The sequence below is a fragment of the Nitrospira sp. genome (assembly GCA_029194665.1).
In the GTDB taxonomy this organism is placed as follows: Bacteria; Nitrospirota; Nitrospiria; order Nitrospirales; family Nitrospiraceae; genus Nitrospira_D.
The window spans coordinates 18,270-37,109 of sequence record JARFXO010000005.1; the positions used below are offsets into that span (position 1 = coordinate 18,270).

21 protein-coding genes and 1 tRNA gene are annotated in these 18,840 nt (G+C 55.3%); 13 read left to right on the forward strand and 9 right to left on the reverse strand.

The features are described from left to right. Positions 1 to 4 precede the first annotated feature (4 nt). The gene (pheT, locus tag P0119_16050; GenBank protein ID MDF0667565.1) at positions 5 to 1,792 is read left to right on the forward strand and encodes a phenylalanine--tRNA ligase subunit beta; all 1,788 of its coding nucleotides are present in this window, start codon (positions 5 to 7) and stop codon (positions 1,790 to 1,792) included. Between the two features lie 2 nt (positions 1,793 to 1,794). On the opposite strand, the gene rplT is transcribed toward pheT, so the two are convergent. The 7 genes from rplT to P0119_16085 all read right to left on the reverse strand — a co-directional run bounded on the left by rplT (position 1,795) and on the right by P0119_16085 (position 6,130). Further along, complete coding sequence (gene rplT / locus P0119_16055; GenBank protein ID MDF0667566.1) at positions 1,795 to 2,163, reverse strand: 50S ribosomal protein L20; 369 nt, start codon at positions 2,161 to 2,163, stop codon at positions 1,795 to 1,797. Positions 2,164 to 2,215: 52 nt separating this feature from the next. Beyond that, positions 2,216 to 2,410: a 50S ribosomal protein L35 gene (gene rpmI / locus P0119_16060; protein MDF0667567.1), complete on the reverse strand. Its 195-nt coding sequence runs from the start codon at positions 2,408 to 2,410 to the stop codon at positions 2,216 to 2,218. Between the two features lie 40 nt (positions 2,411 to 2,450). After that, the gene (gene infC / locus P0119_16065; GenBank protein MDF0667568.1) at positions 2,451 to 2,942 is read right to left on the reverse strand and encodes a translation initiation factor IF-3; all 492 of its coding nucleotides are present in this window, start codon (positions 2,940 to 2,942) and stop codon (positions 2,451 to 2,453) included. Positions 2,943 to 2,974: 32 nt separating this feature from the next. Further along, the gene (gene thrS, locus P0119_16070; GenBank protein ID MDF0667569.1) at positions 2,975 to 4,903 is read right to left on the reverse strand and encodes a threonine--tRNA ligase; all 1,929 of its coding nucleotides are present in this window, start codon (positions 4,901 to 4,903) and stop codon (positions 2,975 to 2,977) included. A gap of 77 nt (positions 4,904 to 4,980) precedes the next feature. After that, positions 4,981 to 5,055: transfer RNA gene (locus P0119_16075), tRNA-Val, on the reverse strand. Positions 5,056 to 5,197: 142 nt separating this feature from the next. Next, positions 5,198 to 5,470: an HU family DNA-binding protein gene (locus P0119_16080; GenBank protein ID MDF0667570.1), complete on the reverse strand. Its 273-nt coding sequence runs from the start codon at positions 5,468 to 5,470 to the stop codon at positions 5,198 to 5,200. Between the two features lie 72 nt (positions 5,471 to 5,542). Continuing rightward, positions 5,543 to 6,130, reverse strand: a complete 588-nt coding sequence (locus P0119_16085; GenBank protein ID MDF0667571.1) for a helix-turn-helix domain-containing protein — start codon at positions 6,128 to 6,130, stop codon at positions 5,543 to 5,545. A 283-nt stretch (positions 6,131 to 6,413) separates the two neighbouring features. Here P0119_16085 and P0119_16090 point away from each other — a divergent pair, with 283 nt between their 5' ends. The 8 genes from P0119_16090 (at position 6,414) to P0119_16125 (ending at position 15,604) form a co-directional block, all read left to right on the forward strand. After that, the gene (locus tag P0119_16090) at positions 6,414 to 6,863 is read left to right on the forward strand and encodes an Rrf2 family transcriptional regulator (GenBank protein MDF0667572.1); all 450 of its coding nucleotides are present in this window, start codon (positions 6,414 to 6,416) and stop codon (positions 6,861 to 6,863) included. A 41-nt stretch (positions 6,864 to 6,904) separates the two neighbouring features. Beyond that, complete coding sequence (locus tag P0119_16095; protein MDF0667573.1) at positions 6,905 to 9,397, forward strand: sulfurtransferase TusA family protein; 2,493 nt, start codon at positions 6,905 to 6,907, stop codon at positions 9,395 to 9,397. 16 nt (positions 9,398 to 9,413) lie between these two features. Continuing rightward, a complete protein-coding gene (locus P0119_16100) occupies positions 9,414 to 10,127 on the forward strand; it encodes a phosphoadenylyl-sulfate reductase (GenBank protein MDF0667574.1) in 714 nt (237 codons plus the stop codon). Between the two features lies 1 nt (position 10,128). Further along, entirely contained in the window at positions 10,129 to 11,169 is a 1,041-nt protein-coding gene (trpD, locus tag P0119_16105) for an anthranilate phosphoribosyltransferase (GenBank protein MDF0667575.1), read from the forward strand. A gap of 18 nt (positions 11,170 to 11,187) precedes the next feature. Then, entirely contained in the window at positions 11,188 to 11,985 is a 798-nt protein-coding gene (locus P0119_16110) for a sulfate adenylyltransferase subunit 2 (protein ID MDF0667576.1), read from the forward strand. Positions 11,986 to 12,126: 141 nt separating this feature from the next. Next, the gene (locus tag P0119_16115; GenBank protein MDF0667577.1) at positions 12,127 to 13,971 is read left to right on the forward strand and encodes a GTP-binding protein; all 1,845 of its coding nucleotides are present in this window, start codon (positions 12,127 to 12,129) and stop codon (positions 13,969 to 13,971) included. A 470-nt stretch (positions 13,972 to 14,441) separates the two neighbouring features. Continuing rightward, positions 14,442 to 15,101 (forward strand): outer membrane beta-barrel protein, encoded by a 660-nt coding sequence (locus tag P0119_16120; GenBank protein ID MDF0667578.1) that lies wholly within the window; start codon positions 14,442 to 14,444, stop codon positions 15,099 to 15,101. 212 nt (positions 15,102 to 15,313) lie between these two features. Beyond that, positions 15,314 to 15,604, forward strand: a complete 291-nt coding sequence (locus P0119_16125; GenBank protein ID MDF0667579.1) for a hypothetical protein — start codon at positions 15,314 to 15,316, stop codon at positions 15,602 to 15,604. An 88-nt stretch (positions 15,605 to 15,692) separates the two neighbouring features. On the opposite strand, the gene P0119_16130 is transcribed toward P0119_16125, so the two are convergent. Together P0119_16130 and P0119_16135 are read right to left on the reverse strand one after the other, a co-directional pair. Then, entirely contained in the window at positions 15,693 to 16,064 is a 372-nt protein-coding gene (locus tag P0119_16130; protein MDF0667580.1) for a hypothetical protein, read from the reverse strand. A 247-nt stretch (positions 16,065 to 16,311) separates the two neighbouring features. Then, on the reverse strand, positions 16,312 to 17,043 hold the full coding sequence (locus P0119_16135; protein ID MDF0667581.1) for an intradiol ring-cleavage dioxygenase: 732 nt from the start codon (positions 17,041 to 17,043) through the stop codon (positions 16,312 to 16,314). A gap of 273 nt (positions 17,044 to 17,316) precedes the next feature. Between P0119_16135 and P0119_16140 the strand changes: the two genes are divergently transcribed. The 4 genes from P0119_16140 (at position 17,317) to P0119_16155 (ending at position 18,835) form a co-directional block, all read left to right on the forward strand. Continuing rightward, complete coding sequence (locus P0119_16140) at positions 17,317 to 17,622, forward strand: DUF433 domain-containing protein (protein MDF0667582.1); 306 nt, start codon at positions 17,317 to 17,319, stop codon at positions 17,620 to 17,622. Beyond that, positions 17,619 to 17,948, forward strand: a complete 330-nt coding sequence (locus tag P0119_16145; GenBank protein MDF0667583.1) for a DUF5615 family PIN-like protein — start codon at positions 17,619 to 17,621, stop codon at positions 17,946 to 17,948. The genes P0119_16140 and P0119_16145 overlap by 4 nt, the downstream gene beginning before the upstream one ends. 346 nt (positions 17,949 to 18,294) lie before the next feature. Next, entirely contained in the window at positions 18,295 to 18,549 is a 255-nt protein-coding gene (locus tag P0119_16150; GenBank protein MDF0667584.1) for a type II toxin-antitoxin system ParD family antitoxin, read from the forward strand. Continuing rightward, positions 18,536 to 18,835: a type II toxin-antitoxin system RelE/ParE family toxin gene (locus tag P0119_16155; GenBank protein ID MDF0667585.1), complete on the forward strand. Its 300-nt coding sequence runs from the start codon at positions 18,536 to 18,538 to the stop codon at positions 18,833 to 18,835. The genes P0119_16150 and P0119_16155 overlap by 14 nt, the downstream gene beginning before the upstream one ends. Positions 18,836 to 18,840: the final 5 nt, after the last annotated feature.

Sequence of the window (18,840 nt, forward strand, 5' to 3'; positions counted from 1 at the left end):
CCTCATGCCCACCATCACTGTTTTCAAGGACGACTTGGAATCCCTTTTGAACGGGGCCGGAACTGCAAGTCGAGCGGTCTCGATCGAACAGTTGGAAGAGTGGCTCATGCTCGTCAAGGGCGAGTTGAAGGGGCACAACCCTGAAACCGGAGAGTTACGCATCGAGCTCCAAGACAGCAACCGGCCGGACCTCTGGTGTTGCGAGGGGATTGCCAGACAAATTCGCATCAAGCAACAGGGCGGGCTGAAGCCCTATTCTTTTTTCGCTCAAGAACCGAAGTCACCGCATTATCTGATCGTGAAACCCGGTATGGAGCAAGTACGCCCGTACGTGGCAGCCTGTACGGCTAAGGGGTATCGGGTGACCGAGAAGGGGTTGGCTCAGCTGATTCAAACGCAGGAGAAGCTGGCCGACATCTTTGGGCGCAAGCGCAAGACCGTCTCGATCGGAATCTATCAGCTGCGGAATATTACCTTTCCTGTGACGTATGAACTGGTGAAGCCGGACGAAGTGCGATTTACCCCATTGGGTATGGAAGCGACGATGACCCTGTCTGAAATTCTCATGGTTCATCCCAAGGGATTGGAGTACGGACCTATTCTGGCCGTCAAAAGTCTGCTCCCTATCCTCCGCGATGCGAAGAATCAGCCGTTATCGTTCCCGCCGATCATTAACAGCCGGGAAATCGGAGAAGTACGGGCGGGTGATGATGAGCTCTTCGTCGAGGTGACCGGGACGGATCTACTCATGGTGATACTTTCACTGAACATCTTCTCGACGAATTTGGCCGACCGTGGCGCGACCATCGAGCCGGTGGAAATACGATATCCGACGGGCACGATGCTGGGTAAACGGGTGAGGACACCTCACGATTTCGGAAAACCAAAAACGATTCGAATCGAAGCGATTGAACAGGCTCTGGGCCAGGAGCTCGGCGAGACAGTCGTGAAGCAGGCTCTTGAGGCGTATGGGTACAGCGTGTCGGCAGGAAAGGGATCGGTTAAAGCAAAGCTCCCACCGTATCGGCACGATTTGATGCATATGATGGATGTGGTCGAAGACGTTGCGATGGGTCGTGGCTATGACGAGTTTACCCCGATCATGCCAGCGCAATTTACGGTGGGCGGATTATCCGCTATTGAACAACTGTCCGATCGATCCCGAGAATTGATGGTGGGGCTCGGGTTTCAGGAAATCATTTCGAACATTCTCGGTTCACCGGACCAATACTCAAAATTTATGCGTCTCGATGGCACCGAATGGGGACGGACAGTGGACGTCGACAATGTCATGTCGTTGAGTTTCTCTTGCCTCCGACAATGGATGTTGCCCTCATTGCTGCGCATCGAAGCCGCCTCGAGCCGGGCGTTCTATCCCCATCGCCTCTTCGAAGCCGGTGATGTGGCGATTCCCGATGGGACCCACGAGTTGGGTTCTCGAACGGAAACGGTCTTGGGCGCCCTGATCGCTCACGCCACGACCCATTTCTCAGAAATCCACTCGTGTCTCGATGTCCTGTTGTACTATCTCGGCACGGAGTACAGTCTTGAGCCGATGCAGCATCCGTCTTTTCTAGAAGGCCGTGCAGGCCGCATTCTCGTCTCGGGCAAGTCCGTCGGCGTTATCGGCGAAGTCCATCCGGAAGTCCTCGAACGTTGGCAGATCGCCATGCCGGTTGTGGCCTTCGACGTGAATCTTTCGCAGTTGGCGACGCTTGGGAGGGTGGAAACGACGGAAGGGCAACGACAATTGTCGCTTTCCCATCCGTCGAACATTCTATCGAACGCGTGAAGTTATGCCGTGGCAGGGGTCAAGTGCTGCTTGGCGAGGCCGATGAGTTGCTCAAACCCCGCGGCGTCCTTGATCGCCATGTCGGAAAGAACCTTGCGATCCAACGCGACATTGGCCTTCTTAAGGGCATTGATGAACCGACCGTAGGTCATGCCCTGTGCCCGGACTGCCGCGCTGATGCGAGCGATCCACAGTTGCCGGAAGTCCCGCTTTCGGTTCTTACGACCTGTATATGCGTAGGTCAAGCCCTTATCAACGCTTTCTGTCGCCGAGCGAAAAAGGCGGCTTTTCCCGCCGTATTGTCCCGACGCCAACTTGATCCGCTTCTTTCTCCGCTGCCGAGTTTTTGGTCCACCCTTTACGCGAGGCATGATTCATTACTCCTTTTGGGTCCTGAAATTCACAACACCACACGATCACTGACTATGCGTACGGCAGGAGACGATTCAACGCTGAAACGACCGTTGGGTCGACGACCGCGGTTCCGCTCAAGCGGCGCTTCCGGTCGTGTCGCTTGCTAGTCAGGATGTGCCGTTTGCCCGCTTTGCGGCGGACAATCTTGCCGCTTCCTGTTTTAGCAAATCGTTTGCTCGTTCCTTTATGCGTCTTCATTTTCATGTTGGAGGTTCCCTTAGTTGAGCAATTACTGCACTGTACGTTAGTGTTTCGGAGCCACGATCATAATCAAACTGCGTCCTTCCATCCGAGGAGCATACTCGATGGTGCCGGCTTGGGCCAACTGTTCAATGACGGAATTCATCACTGCCCGACCCATCTCCTGGTTCGCCATTTCTCGTCCGCGATAGGTGAGGGTGACCTTGGTCTTGTTGCCCTCCTCTAGAAAGCTTTTCATCTGACGGACCTTAATCTCAAGATCATGCTTATCGGTCCGTGGGCGCAACTTGATTTCCTTGACTTGGGTGGACTTTTGGTGACGCCGACTTTGATGATCTTTTTTGCTCAGCTCGTACTTGTACTTCCCAAAGTCCATAATCTTACAGACCGGGGGAACGGAGTTGGGGGCGACTTCCACCAGGTCATAGCCGCTTTCTTGAGCCTGACGAAAGGCATCCGGTGTCGGGAGAACACCGAGCTGTTCTCCCTCCGGGCCGATTACTCGAACTTCTCGGACTCGGATCTCACGATTCACGCGTAGTTTGGGAACGATAGGCCACCTCTTTCTTAATGTGTGTGTTGAAGGTCTCGCTGTGTGTGTGCGACCTCAGTTTGCAGGAGATCCAACACCTCAGCCACTGTCTTAGTCCCTAAATTTGCCCCGCTTCGGCCTCGTACCGAGAGAGTCCCGCCTTGCATTTCGCGATTCCCCGCCACCAACATGAACGGGACTTTCGCCTTTTCTGCTTCACGAATCTTAAACCCGATTTTTTCGTTCCGAAGATCGGCTTCGGCACGGAACCCGACCGCCTTCAATTGCGCGACGACGGCTGCGGCGTAGTCTTGCTGATGGTCGGTGATGTTCATGACCACCACCTGCACCGGAGCCAGCCAGGTCGGAAACGCGCCCCCGTAATGCTCGATCAGAATGCCGAAAAAGCGCTCGATGGATCCCATCAGGGCGCGATGGATCATGATAGGGCGATGGGCTTTGCCGTCCTCACCAATATAATTCAGTTCAAACCGCTCCGGATTGTTGAAATCAACTTGCACCGTGGAACATTGCCAGGAGCGGCCCAACGCATCTTTGATCTTGATGTCGATCTTCGGTCCGTAGAACGCTCCTCCTCCGGGATCAAGGTGAAAGGAGATATTACGGTTTTTCAGCGCCGCTTCCAATGCGCTGGTGGCCAAGGTCCAATGTTCATCACCACCCACGGATTCTTTGGGCCGCGTGGATAAAAACACTTCAAATTGATGGAATCCGAATGTCCGTAACACGAAAAATGTAAAGTCCAGGACCCGGCTGACTTCTTGCTCCATCTGATCCGGGCGGCAGAAAAGATGGGCATCATCCTGCGTAAATCCTCGCACCCGCATGAGCCCGTGCAGCACACCGGTCCGTTCATAGCGATAGACCGTTCCCAGTTCCCCATAGCGAATGGGGAGGTCTCGATAGCTGCGAAGATGACTCTGATAGATCATGATATGGTACGGACAATTCATCGGTTTCAGCTGGTATTCACTGCCTTCCAGCTTCATCGAAGGGAACATGTTTTCGCGGTAGTAATCGAGGTGCCCACTGGTTTTCCAGAGATCAAGACGTGCGGTATGAGGCGAATAGACCAGCTGGTACCCATCTCGAATATGTTGTTCTCGCCAGAAGTTTTCAATCAACAGGCGGACTGCCGCGCCTTTCGGATGCCAGAGTACCAATCCGGGTCCGATTTCATCCTGAATGCTGATCAAATCCAGCTCTTTCCCGACTTTTCTGTGGTCGCGCCGCTTAATTTCCTCCAGCCGGGCCAGATAGGCATCCACTTCCGCTCTCGTCGGAAACGATGTTCCGTAGATCCGTTGTAACATCGGATTACGTTCATCGCCGCGCCAATAGGCCCCGGCCGTGTTGAGCAATTTGATGGTCCCAACGGAACCGGTGGTAGGGAGATGAGGCCCGCGACAGAGATCGACGAAGTCTCCTTGTGTGTAGGCGGTGATCGGCTCTCCATCGGGGAAACCTTGAATCAGCTCGACCTTGTAGTGCTCGCCACGGCCCTTGAAAAAATCTATGGCGTCCTGTTTTGAAAACTCCCGCCTTGTGATGGTGAGATTACGCTTGATGATCTCGGCAGCGCGTTCTTCGATTCGCTCTAAGTCTTCGGGAGTAAAGGGCCGTTCGAAGGCAAAGTCATAATAAAAGCTATCTTCAAGGGCCGGACCGATGGTCAGTTGTGCAGCAGGGAAGAGCTCCTTGACTGCTTGAGCCATGATATGAGTGCTGCTGTGGCGGTATACTTCGCGGCCCTCTGAACTGTCGAACCTCAGTGGTTCGACGATCGAACTTGCAGAAAGAGGACGTGACAGATCAACAATCTCTCCTTCGACTTTGGCTGCCAAAATATCGCGGTTTGTGAGTCCTAGCTGAGCTAGAGCGTCACCGACCGTTTCCCCAGTCTGAATGTCACCGCTTGGACCGTCTTTAACTGATATCTTCATGCCTTATGGATTTGATCCGCAGTGCAAACATAACGGACACCGAGTCTCTAAGAGACTGACCGGTAGCTCGAGCTGAATGGTAGGCGCGGACGGTCTTGAACCGTCGACCTCTACCGTGTCAAGGTAGCGCTCTCCCCCTGAGCTACGCGCCTATCGAAAAGGAGGCATGCTAATATAGCCTCGTTGACCGTGTCAAGGAAACGAAAGAGAAGGGCGCACTCCTTCAGCACGTCTGGAAGACGTGCGACCATCCCTTACATGTCTTGGGTCAGACACCCGTCAGTTTGCGCGACGTCACCTCACGGCAGAGCGAAGCTCTTTTCCTGCTGAAAACTTCGGGACCTTCGCCGCCGGGATTCGGAGTGATTCACCTGTCCGTGGATTTCTTCCCATTCGCGCTTTTCGCTTTGAAATCGTAAAGGTGCCGAAATTGACGAGGGAGACGCGTTGCCCCTTTTTCAACGAGGAAGTCACCGCCCCGGTGAATGCCTCAAGGGCGGTTCCGGCTGCAACCTTCGTAATTCCTGCTGATGCGGCCATCTTTGCGATCAACTCTTCCTTTGTCATACTATTCCTCCTTCATGAGTGTTGAGAGTTGGTATGGAAAGTACGCCCGCAACTCATCTCTGGAAGTCCGGTTCAGCCACGCCGACTCGTCCTCGCTTTCGTTTGTTTCAAGGGAATGTGAAGACTCACGATTTTCTTTCGCAAGGTGTTACGGTTGAGTCCGAGCAGTTCAGCCGCTTGTATTTGATTGCCTCCTGTCTCGCGCAGAGCCGACGTGATGAGAGGACGTTCCACGGCGGAAATCAGGATCGGATGGAGGTTTTTAGCCGATCCATTTCTCATTCCCTTCACGAATTCACCCATTTTTGTCTCTAAGTAACTTTCGAGGGAGGCGTCGCGGGCTTTGTTCTGTGGAGGGCTGTCTGGCTGATTCATCAGCTGGATCGTTCTCAGCGTCTTTTTCAAGGCAGCCCTAGACCCTCCGATACAAAGGGTGCGAGCTGGGTCAAGGTGATCATTCAGCACGCCAATCGGTTCCTGCCCACTTTGCGACTCCATCACGACGGCATCAAACCGATGTTTTCGCAACTCCCTTTGAAAGGTCGAAGCGTCTCGAGCGATCGTAACGGAGGCGTCCTTGAATACCTGCCTCACCAGGGCTTGCACGGCCGTATCATTCGTGAATAACAGGATAGTAAATGAGGATGACGGCACAGACATGAAGGCACCACCAGAAGAAGAGGGCGGATTATTGCCGAGGGCGTAAGCGATGTCAATTGGATTCTATGGACGCGGCGTCCCTCCGACCGGCTTCCCGTATCGCTTTGCGGGCATTAAATAAGTAAGTAAATTGGTTTATGGCTCGAGCACGAATTTCAACTTCATCTCCAACATATCTTCCAACCCAATAATGCCGATCATCTTAATCTGCCATGCTCCTGTCACCTTGACAGGGGGTGAGCGAACAATGTATATACTCAAATCCCTACCGGAATAGTAAAGAATGAAAGTGTCCAAACGTGCGACATACGGAATTATGGTAGCCGTTGATCTTGCGATACATGCAAACGAAGCCCCGATTCAAGCGCGAACGATCGCGAGGCGCCACGGGATTCCCGTCCGTTTTCTCGAACAAGTTCTCCACGCGATGAAAAAGGCCGGCTTAGTAGAAAGTCAACGAGGTGCCCAAGGAGGGTATCTCCTCACGCATGAGCCGGCGGCGATGTCGATCGCCGATATATTCGAGGCGTTGGAAGGGCCGGTCTTTCATCGCTCATCTGTCGGGCAACAGACACGGGATCGCCATGCGAGCAAGCCGGAGCTGCTGTTAGATGACGTCTGGCAGCAAGTTCAGCAGGCGGAACGGAAAGTTCTCGAAAACATTACAGTCGAACACTTGGCACTGCGTCTACGGACGATCGATGCCCAGCGCAATCCGATGTACCACATTTGACTTAGAAGGCTCTTCTCTTGAGGAGGCAAGGAGATCGGTATATGAACCCAGTTGAATCCCTCACTATCCCCAAAATTGTCACGAATCCCATTCCGCCGGCCATTCTGGAAGAAATAGAAACCTTCGAGGCTGAAGCCCTGCGAACATTGGGCGGAGAGCTGCCCACCGATATTTTCAAGCCTTTCCGCCTGCAATACGGCATTTACGGTCAGCGTCAGCCTGGTGTGCAAATGGTCCGTATCAAGATCCCGTTCGGCGGTATCAGCGCGAATCAGCTGCGACGTGTGGCGGAGCTCGCCGACCGATATGCGACCGGAGTCGGCCACGTCACGACGAGACAAGATATTCAGATGCACTTTGTCGAGCTGAAGGATGTGCCGAGTGTCATGCGAGGACTTGCTGAAGTTGGTCTGACCACCAGGGAGGCCTGTGCCAATACCGTGCGGAATGTGACGGCATGTCACCTCGCCGGAGTGTGCCAGGGAGAAGTATTCGATGTGACTCCTTATGCGAAGACAGTCGCCTATCACTTACTGCGGAATCCTTTGAATCAAAGTCTGCCGCGAAAGTTCAAAATCGCTTTCTCTGGCTGTGCGCGCGATTGCGCCCTGACGCCGATCCATGACATCGGCTTGTTGGCGGTGAAACAAGCGGACGGAGTGATCGGCTTTCGGATGGTGGTTGGTGGAGGACTGGGCTCTACTCCACGGATTGCACAACTGCTCCGTGAGTTCACTCCAATGGAGGAACTGATTCCTAGTATTGAGGCCGTCATCAAAGTCTTCGATACCCTCGGCAATCGAAAAAACCGCAACAAGGCCCGGATGAAGTTCGTGATCGACAAGCTGGGCTTCGAGGAGTTCAAACGACGCTGGGAAACAGCCTACGTGGCTATGGGTCATTCGCTCCCAAAAAACGGATCTTTGACTCTTCTTCAGCATCAGGACGAGCCAAAACTCATCATGCCGACCCGCAAAGGTTTGATCAATGGAGCTGGGAACGGCGACGGGAATCGGAACGGATCTCATGGGAATGGCCACGAGACGCCCTTCGAGATGTGGAACCGGACCAACGTTGTGAAACAGAAGCAGGATGGGTATGTCACAGCCGCCATCAAGCTGTTCATGGGAGATATTACGGCCGAACAGATGCTATTCGTCGCTGACCTGGCTGAACGTTATTCGAACGGCAATCTTCGCACAACGATCAATCAAAACCTGGTCATCCGATGGGTTCCTACCGATCAGATCCAGCACTTATACGATGATCTAACGTCACATGGATTGGCAGATCCCGGAGCCGAGCTGGTCGAAGACATTATTGCCTGCCCCGGCACAGATACATGCGGGCTCGGGATCACGTCCTCCAAAGGCCTTGCGCGAGCGCTGGCCGAGGTGTTTCCGGCCGGTCGTGTGCCGGAAGATCTGGCAGGGGTCGATGTCAAAATCAGCGGATGCCATAATTCCTGCGCACAACATCACATTTCAACGATCGGCCTGCATGGAGTCGGAAAACGCCTCGGTGACCACGTCGCGCCGCATTATGAATTGCATCTCGGTGGTTCGGTGAACGGCACTGCAAAGATCGGCCAGATGACCGTGAAGTTGCCGGCAAAAGCCGTGCCGGCGGCGATCTCTCATTTGATCGACCTGTACCGGCGTGATCGGCAAGTGAACGAGAATTTACCGAAGTTCATCACGCGCGTCGGGAAGAGCAAGCTGAAAGACGAATTGATTCCGTACACCATCGTGCCGTCTTATAAAGAGGATCCAACCTTCTATTATGATTGGGAGGGAGAAGAAGAATTTATCCTTGAGGATCTCGGTCCCGGCGAATGTGCTGGCGGTGCGCTGGACATGATCGAAAACGGCATTCTGGAGGCCGATCAAGAGCTCTACCAGGCGAAGCTACTCATTGAGAAGCATCAATATTCGGTATCGGTGAACAAATCCTATCGAGCCGTACTGGCTGCCGCTAAGGCAATGCTGGTGACAGAAGGACTGGAGCCCTCGACGGACTCCGAAACGTTCATCGAGTTCGACAGCAGGATTGCACAGAAAGGTGTTGTGCCATTCGTCTATCGAGATCTGAGCAAGAAGGTCGGCGATCTAGGTCCGAAAGAGACGTCGGTCGAATCAGCCGGGGAGAAGATGACATTTGCCAAGGGTTTCGTTGAGGCGTGCCGTGCGGCGACTGATCAGATGGGGAAGGATCTGAAGCTGTCGGCGGTAACAGAAGAAAAGCCTCCCGTTGCGCCTGCGCCAGTTGAAACCAAACCAGCTATTCCAATTGTAACGGGTGCGCCTGTTTACGATTTGCGCGGTGTCGCATGCCCGATGAACTATGTCAAAACGAAGTTGAAACTGGAGATGATGGACGCCGGCGAACAGTTGGAAGTGTGGCTCGATGCGGGTGAACCGATCAAGAACGTGCCGATGAGTCTTAAGAATGACGGACATAAGCTGCTGATACAGGAAGCGTTGGAACCGGAAGCATCGCATTATCGGATTCTGGTCGAGAAGGTCGAAGGGTAAGGGGATCTGATTTGCCATGACTGGTAATGGACATTCCGAACTGGACGCAGAGCTCAAAGCATGGAGCGCTTCGTTTGAGACGAAGCAGCCTCAAGATATATTGACTGCTGCCATTGAACGATACGAGAAGATTGTTCTGGCCTGCAGTTTCGGGGCTGAGGATGTCGTGCTTGTCGATTTGGTGCATCGGATCAATCCCTCGGTGCCGTTGTTTTACCTCGATACCGATTTCTTATTTCCTGAAACCTATGCCACAAGGGACCGAGTGATTGAGCAGTACGGTCTTCGGTCGCCGCAGGTCATCCAGGTAAAGTCATTGCTCACACCACAAAAGCAAGCAGAATCGTACGGCGAAGCCTTGTGGGCGCGAGATCCGGACCAGTGCTGCGGACTGCGCAAAGTCGAACCGCTGACCCGTGTTCTGCGGGGATACGACGCATGGATTACCGGAATCAGGCGTGATCAAGCCCCGTCTCGTGCGAATGCCGGATTGATCGAGTGGGACCAGAGATTTGGATTGGTCAAGGTCAACCCCCTGGCCCGATGGACCTTGGCCGATGTCTGGACCTACATCAAGGTCTACGAAGTTCCCTACAACCCGCTGCACGATCAGCATTATCCCAGCATCGGCTGCACTCACTGCACCGCACCAGTGGAACCCGGCGATGATCCGCGGGCCGGTCGCTGGAAGAATTTTGTCAAGACCGAGTGCGGACTGCATAAGTCGTAACATGCCGATTCAAGATCTCCTCGCCAAGATTGCAAAGGGCCCGAAAGCTTCCAAGGACCTCACGTGGGATGAGTGCAAACAGGCGATGAAGGCTTTGATTGAAGGTGAGGCCTCGCCGGCGCAAGTGGGTGCCTTTCTCATTGCCATGCGATTCAAGATGGAGTCGGTTACCGAATTGGCGGCACTGACGTCCGCTGCTCGACAGTACGTGCCGCCTCTCGTTGTCTCACGGGACTTGGCCTTGGTGGATGTTCCGACCTATGCCGGGAAGCAGGACACGTTTCACGCGATTATTGCCGCGTCCATTGTGGCAGTTGCAGCGGGCGCTGCGGTCATGATGCACGGCTATGACGGCATTCCCGGCCGACCCGGCAGTGCCGGAGTGCTGAAAGCCTTGGGCATTCCGGTTGATGCCGATCTTAGGCTGGTCTCCGAAGACGTGAACAAGAAAGGCTTTGCCTATCTGGATATCGGACTGTACCATCCGCCCCTCTATCGGTTCCTAGAAATGCGTCAAGAGCTGGGGGTCAGGAATGTGTTCCATCCGATCGCCAGGCTTCTGAACCCGGCGCGGGCAGCGGTGCAGGTCGTGGGATTGACGCATCCGCCGCATTTTGAAAAGACAGCCGAAGCCTTGCGAATCCTTGGATGCCCACGCGCCCTGGTGATCCGTGGTGTCGAGGGCGATCCGGAGTTGTCGGCATCGATGGCGACGAGAGTGCTGGAATTGCGCGATGACCGCATCACTCCGCTGGGAGTGGCTCCGAAAGATTTTGGGCTGGCGTTTGTCCCATCAGGGGAGATGGCAGGATTTCCACCTAATCAACGCGAGAAAGAGGCAGATCTGCTCAGGCGTATTCTTCAGAATCAGGTGCAGGGTGGGCCGCGAAATTGGGTGCTCATGAATGCGGCTATGTTGCTCTATGCGGCGGGCAAAGGGGCGTCTCTGTCGACCTGCTTCCCGGTTGTACGCGCCGCTCTTGATGGAGGAGCGGCGGCTCGTAAACTTGATGAATTGGTGCGACAGCCGGTCGCAGTGTAGGGCCTACGGAAGAAGCCTATGAAACACCTTCGGCAACTTGAAGATCAAAGCGTCTACATCCTTCGAGAAGCCTATAAACATTTCGACAACCTTGCCATGCTCTGGTCGATGGGCAAGGATTCAACCGTCCTGCTCTGGCTGGCCCGCAAGGCCTTCTTCGGGCACGTGCCCTTTCCGCTCCTCCATGTCGATACCAGCTACAAGATCCCGGCGATGATCGAGTACCGCGACCGTCTCGCTCGGGAGTGGGGATTGAATTTGGTCGTCGGCCAGAACAAGGAAGCCTTGGCGGCGGGGATGAACCACATGATGGGTCGCGTGGTCTGCTGCACAGCGCTGAAGACAAACGGCCTCAAGCAACTGCTTGAAAATAAGGGCTACACCGGCGTGATCCTCGGCGTCCGCGCCGATGAAGAGGGAACGAGGGCCAAAGAGCGCTATTTCTCTCCCCGAGACAAACATGGGGACTGGGATTTCCGCGATCAACCACCGGAGCTGTGGGATCAATACAAGATAACCTTTCCGCCCGGCACGCACATTCGCATCCATCCGCTGCTGGATTGGACCGAGATCAATATCTGGGAATACATCAAGCTCGAACAGATTCCCTTCATCGACCTATATCTCGACAAGGGCGGCGGCACGCGCTATCGCAGCCTGGGTTGCGCGCCCTGTACTTCGCCGATCAGATCCACCGCCAAGAGCGTTGACGACATTATCGAAGAACTCCGCCATACCACGGTGGCCGAGCGGTCAGGACGGGCACAGGACGAAGGACGAGGAATGGAGCTACTGCGAAAAGATGGATACATGTAGGCAGAACGCTGAAACAAGCGTCCAGCTTCGTTCTCAGATCGAAACAATCCTCAACGTATTCTAGAGAATACGCCTCCGGTTGTTTCTCCCTTGCGGCCTCGCTGGTCTGCTCGTTTGAGCATTCTGCGAAATGGAATGAGTATGACGACCCCCGATACCAAACCATCTGAGAACTTGAACATCGTGATCGTCGGCCATGTAGATCACGGAAAGTCCACCCTACTGGGCAGGCTCTACGCCGACACAGGCTCGCTGCCCGACGGCAAGTTGGAAAAAGTACAGGCTATCTGCAAGCAACAGGGGAAGGAATTCGAATATGCCTTCCTCTTCGACGCCTTCCTCGAAGAGCAAGAGCAGGGGATTACGATCGATACGGCTCGCACCTTTTTCATGTGGAAGGGCCGGCAATATATCATCATCGATGCGCCGGGGCATAAGGAGTTCCTCAAGAACATGATATCCGGCGCTGCGCGTGCCGAGGCTGCCCTGCTGCTCATCGACGCCTTGGAAGGCGTCAGGGAGCAGTCGAAGAAACACGGCTATCTCCTGTCGCTGCTGGGCGTCCGGCAGTTTGCAGTGGTGGTCAACAAGATGGATCTGGTCGCCTACCGACAGGACGTGTTCGATGGGATTGAGAAAGAGTACCGAGAATTTCTCAGACAGTTCAAAGCCGTGCCGTCGCAGTTCATTCCAGTGAGTGCCAAGCTCGGCGATAACATCGCCAACCGCAGTGAGCAGATGTCGTGGTACGGCGGTCCCACCGTCCTGGAAACGCTCGGTGCGTTCAAGAAGGAAGCGGCTCGTTCGGAACAGCCCCTTCGACTGCCCGTGCAGGACGTCTATAAGTTCGATGCGCGCCGAATCATCACCGGACGCATTACAGCCGGACGTCTAAAAGTGGGCGATCACCTTGTCTTTTCGCCCTCCAACAAGCGGGCCAATATTCGAACGGTGGAGGCCTTCAATGTCGAGCCGCAACCGACTGAAGGCCAGGCCGGCCAATCGATCGGCGTGACGCTCGATGAACAGATCTTTGTCGAACGCGGCGAAGTCGCCTCGCACCAGGAGCATTTGCCCCTCGTCTCCACGGCCTTTCGTGCCAACCTGTTTTGGCTCGGCAAGAGGCCGTTGGAAAAAGGGCGTAAATATCTCTTGCGAGTGGCGACCAAAGAAGTGGACTGCGAGGTCGCAGCCATCCATCGAATCATCGACACGATGGACCTCGCTCAGCAACAGGGCAGCAACAGCATCGGCAAGAACCAAGTGGCGGAATTGACCTTGCGCACCAAAGCGCCGGTCGCGTTCGATCTGTCTGCGTCGTTCGAAGCTACTGGGCGTTTTGTCCTGGTCGACGAATACGATATCGCCGGCGGCGGGATCATCACAGAGCTGGTTCACGACGATCAGGAATTTCTCCGTGAAGAAGCCAGACGGCGCGACTTTGCCTGGGTGAAGGGCGAAGTCACGGTTGAGGATCGTGCGCAACAGTACGGCCATCGGGCGGCAGTCGTTCTGATTACCGGTGGACGACACACCGGCAAATCGTTCTTGGCCAGAAAGCTCGAAGGCCGCCTCGTGGCGGACGGACGCCATGCTTATTTATTGGATGGAGAAAATCTGCGCCGCGGTTTGGATGCCGATCTCAGCGAAGAAGAACGAGGGCAGACGGCGGAGATGGCACGGCGCTACGGCGAAGTAGCACGCCTTCTCACCGACACGGGCCTCATCGTCGTCTCCACCACGAATCCCTTCGGTCCTGTCTATCGAGAGGCCTCCCAGGCGATCAGGACTCTCGTGCATCCCGCACCGGTCATCGCCGTCCACATGAGCAAGTCCGAAGAAGAGTCCCCGCCGAGTACCGATGTCGTCCTCACCGGCCCCACGGATTTCGACGCCGCGACCACTCGCATCATCGACGAGTTGAAACGCCGGGGCGTTCTCGCTCAGGCCATCGGGGCCAAGCCGATCTTCCAGTATTCGATCTAACCTCACGATCAGACCGGCTTCTTCTGCGCCACGGCCGCTTCTCTCTGAATCGTTGATCCCTTGTAGCAACGCCCTGAACTCGTCAACGGTCAGACCGGCATCACGAACGATACCGCCCATATTCCGAAGTCGTCCAAGGTCCGGGTGAACGTCGCGATGGCTTCGAAACCGAGGATGCTTGGTGAGAGTTCATGAATAGGACTCGTAACTTGTCGGACATAATGAAACTGTGGTAATTCCTCGCGAAGCTAAGTCCTCCCACTGTTAGTCGGGGGATTGTCGTTGCGACCGACCACGAAATTCATTCTCCCAGCCTTCTCCTTGGTTTGGATCGTTGATACCCTATTCAACCACACTCATCCGACGAGTCCTGGTCTATACCTCCCCCAATCGTCGATCTCCAGTGGTTCATCGTTGACCAATCCTGACGCCCGCTCTGATCGGGAACCTGCTCGGGGGAACTTCTCATTGTGACGTGGTTACAGAAAGCAGCGTGGATCTGGCTGTTCTTCTGCACTCTTCTTTGCATCCCACTCCTGGCTCAGAGTCAGGATACCGGACCTGTCAGTTCCGGCTGGCACTATGGGGGCTTCCTCGATCTCGGCTATGCCGTGGACTTCAATTTTCCAGAAAATCACCAATGGCGCAGCAAGACCACCACGTCGCGGGTCAATGAGTTTGCTCCCAATATGGCCTTAGCCTACGTCAAGAAGAACATCTCTCTGTCGTCCCCATGGGGCATGGAGTTGGCGGTCCAAGCAGGATATGACACGGATGGGCTGGTCCCTCAACCGGTCCCTGAACGGGACAAACCGATCTCCGGCGCGGATACCCTGCGGGACTTCTCTCGTGCCAATGTGTCGTATTTGATCCCCATGGGAAAAGGTCTGGTGGTCACAGCGGGAGGATTCAACAGTTACATCGGGTACGAATCCATCTATGCGAAATACAACTTGAATTATACGCGCCCCTACATAGCGGACAACGCTCCCTATTTTATGTTTGGACTCCGGGTTCGGTATCCTGTGAGTGACACAGTGAACGTTGGCTTCTATGCGATCAATGGGTATAACTACCTCTCCCATATCAATGATCAATTGAGCTACGGGACCCAGGTCGCCTGGAAATAGCGCCCCGATCTCACGTTCACCCAAAACCTGTACTATGGTCCAGATCAAGCCAACACTGCGCTCGAGTTCTGGCGCTTCTTCTCCGACAGCATCCTGGAATGGCAACGAAAACCAGTCGTCCCGGCGATCAGCTATGACATCGGCACCGAGAATGCCGCCGAGCAAGTCGGCCACCCTCGAACATTCTGGACAGGTGCAGCCTTTAATGCTCGGTGGAACGTGCAGGGACCTGGAGTGTGGCGCTCCGGCCTGAAGTCTATTGGGATCCCGACGGCCGGATCACCGGGTCGCAACAACTGCTCAGGGCGATCACGACGACGTTGGAATACCAGTTTGTGCGGGAATGGACCAGCGCGCTCCTCCGTTTGGAATACCGTTACGACGAATCGACGGGACCAGGTGGAGGTTTCTTCAAGGGAGGGGAAGTCGCCCCTGGGGTCATCGGACTCGCACGTGGCCAACAGCTCGTGCTTCTGTCACTGATCTGTTCATTCGATAAGTAGCCCGCGTTATTCCACCTCGGGCGGACTCTTGCTCTCTGATCGGTCGAATGGGCCGGTACACTTAGGAGCGCTCCAGAATAATATGTGCTTATGGAGCCTCGTCCGAGGCGATCACCGGCAACTGAAAATGGGCAATCGCAGGCCGTTGGGTTGCACTCTGCACCATGGCCGTGAAGGTTCTCTTGCCGGCGGAATCGAATTCGACCATGGCACTGAAGATATCGAACTCCCCGGGACAGGCCGCATTCGGACTGTGGCCTTCGTCCCTTCTGCCGATTGAAAGGTGAGCAGGACATCGCTCTTGACCGTGGCCTTCCTTGTAGGTGCGTTGACTTCCAAAAAAATCTGATTCGTGCCCACACGTGCCGGCGAGGGTTCGCTCCACAGCTTCAGAGTCAGCCCTTCGACTATCTGCACTTGTGGCGGCTGCGCCGAGGTCGGCCGGTCGGTCGTCGTGCATCCCACAAGCTGGCAAGCAAGAAGCACGACGCAATACCAACGAGCCTGAGCGTGCAAGACGATGAAACCAGGGATTTCCATGAACAAATAGTGGGGATCAGGCCTTCATGTGAACTCACGCCATCGGTCGGACAGAATGTACCAATCAACCCGCCTTTGCCGTCAAGGCCTCTCGCAGGGTTTTGTGTCGGAACAAGCAATCCCAGCGCATGAGGCGACGTGAGACGTTCAGCCGTCCGCGCTGCTGTTCACGGGAACTGGAGGCCGACGGCAAACGTTGCCTGATAGCCATCGGCCGCTGCTGCCGGAGCCAGCATGAGTTGATCGCCGCCACGCCGGAAGATCCGATCATGCAGGTTTCGCGCGGTACGCATTCCTCTCGCGGCATAGGGCGGATCAGCATGGACGCGATCCGTCACTCCGTCTTCGAAATACATTTGCGACGTGAACTCAAAGGCTCGTGGAGCTGCTGGGGCGGTCCGTATCTTGAAATGGATATGCACCGTCCGGCCTTCATACCAACCGGGGTATATGGTGACGAATCGGACCTCGCCGAGCTCATCGGTGATCTGGTAGCCGCGGAAGAACTTCCGGCCGATCGTATTGAACCCCGGATCACGCACGTCGGAGTAGAGGCCCATCGCATCGCAGTGCCAAATATCGACTTGAGCCCCCGGGAGAGGTTGACAGCCTGCGGCATTGACGCGAGAGACTACAAGGGTGAGAGCCAATGGAGTCCCGGGCCTGACCAATCCATCAGCGGGATCCGAGCGGATGTCGGACCGATGCAAGCGCTCGTCAACGAAATACGGCCCTTCGGTTTGCTCCGGCCGGACGACGCAAGCCAATCCGCCGGTATCGGCAAGCGCTCGCCGGAGGTGCAGGCCGCCCGTGAGCCACAGCACGCCCGTGATGCCCAGTAGGGCCACAGCCTCGCGGCGGGAAAGGAGACATCCCACAGGTGCGTCCTCATGTGTCATGGATAATCTCCTTCTCGCGACATCCGTACAAGCCCTGGCTTCGGCATCGGGGTGCGCAATGGTGATCCGGTCGATGAGATAAGAGTCAATGAGATAAGTCAATGAGATAAGGGTCAGGGTTTGATATTTTACTCTCCCATCCTCGACGAAGTGAAGCGCCGGGGCGTCCTGGCTCAGGCCCTCGAGGCCAGGTCGATCTTCCAGTAGTCGATCTAGCGAAGCCAGCGAATCGAACGTCTGTCACTTCTGAGGCTCCAGCTCGAGCGGCGTAATGTGGAAGAACTGCTGGCCTATTGGCGTGGTCCGGTCCGTTCCTTGATCTTTCGGCACCCCTGGAGTACGCTGCCTTCCATGTCTTACCAAGAACGTATCACCCTTGATCCGGCAAAGCGGGGCGGCAAGCCTTGTATCCGTGGATTGCGCATCACAGTATATGATGTCCTGGAATACCTGGCTTCCGGCATGACCGAGGCCGAAATCCTCGTCGATTTTCCAGACCTTACGCGGGAAGACATTCGCGCATGTCTTGAATTCGCTGCCGATCGCGAACGCAAACTCGTGTCGTTCCCGTCACGGTGAAACTGCTCTTCGATCAAAACCTGTCCCACCGGCTCTTGCACGCGCTTCAAAAGGAATACCCGGAATCGCAGCACGTCAGAAACGTCGGGTTGGCTGAGGCCAGTGACGAGGCTATCTGGCAGTATGCCGCCCAACATGGCTTCATGCTCCTCACCAAAGATGCAGACTTCCATCAACGCAGCTTCGTTTTCGGCCATCCACCCAAAGTGATCTGGGTCCGCTGCGGGAATTGCTCGACTGCCACCATTGAACAACTTCTGCGACTCCGCCACAGCGACCTTCTTCAATTTGCCGCCGACCGAGAAGGGGCGTTTCTGGTCATCTAGTAGGTTGGCCACCCCATCCGGTCCTCGCCGTCCATATGAGCAAGACCGAAGTAGCACCAGCGCCGAATACCGAAGTCGTCCTCGCAGGCCTGACGGATTTCGATGCAGCCACGGTAGCCTGTCTGAGATCAAGCGCGCTGGACGCCTGCACTACTCGACGATCAGCGGCCTCATGAACGTTCCAAAACCCTATTGATGCACGTATCAAGCTCTGATCCCAGTTAGGGAATCCGTGATCCAGCGTCACAGGGGAACATTGGACACGGTAGCGACCCGGAGTGGTTTCTCCTGTATGCGAAGCAGTGCTATACTGCACCAATAGTATGACATGAGCGGAGGTACCGATATGGGAACCACACGAAAGACGATCACGGTGACAGAACAACAGGATAAATGGATCAAGGCACTGATCAAGCGCGGCCACTTCACGAACGACAGCGAGTACATCCGCGATCTCATCCGGCGCGATCAGGACCGCGCAAAATTCCAGGCATTGAAGCACGCGGTTCAGGAAGGGCTGGACAGCGGCGTCAGTGACCGAAGCGTACCGCAGATCATGAAGGACGTCGAAGCGCGGTTGAGAGCGAATGGCCGTCTATAGTCTCTCCGCAAAAGCCGCGTCGGATCTTGATGCCATCTACGAATACACGATCCTCCGATTCGGACTGGACCAAGCGCAGGTCTATCTCTTGGGCCTGCAGAAACAGTTTCAGATCTTAGCGGAGCAGCCGGCGCAGGGACGTCAGGCCGATGCACTCGCGCGAGGACTCCGGCGGTGGGAGTATCACTCCCACATCATCTTTTACATGCCTGCGGACAGGGTATTCGGATCGTTCGAGTGCTGCACCAGCGTATGGATGTTCGGAGCCATGTGTAACCGCCGGTGAGGGGG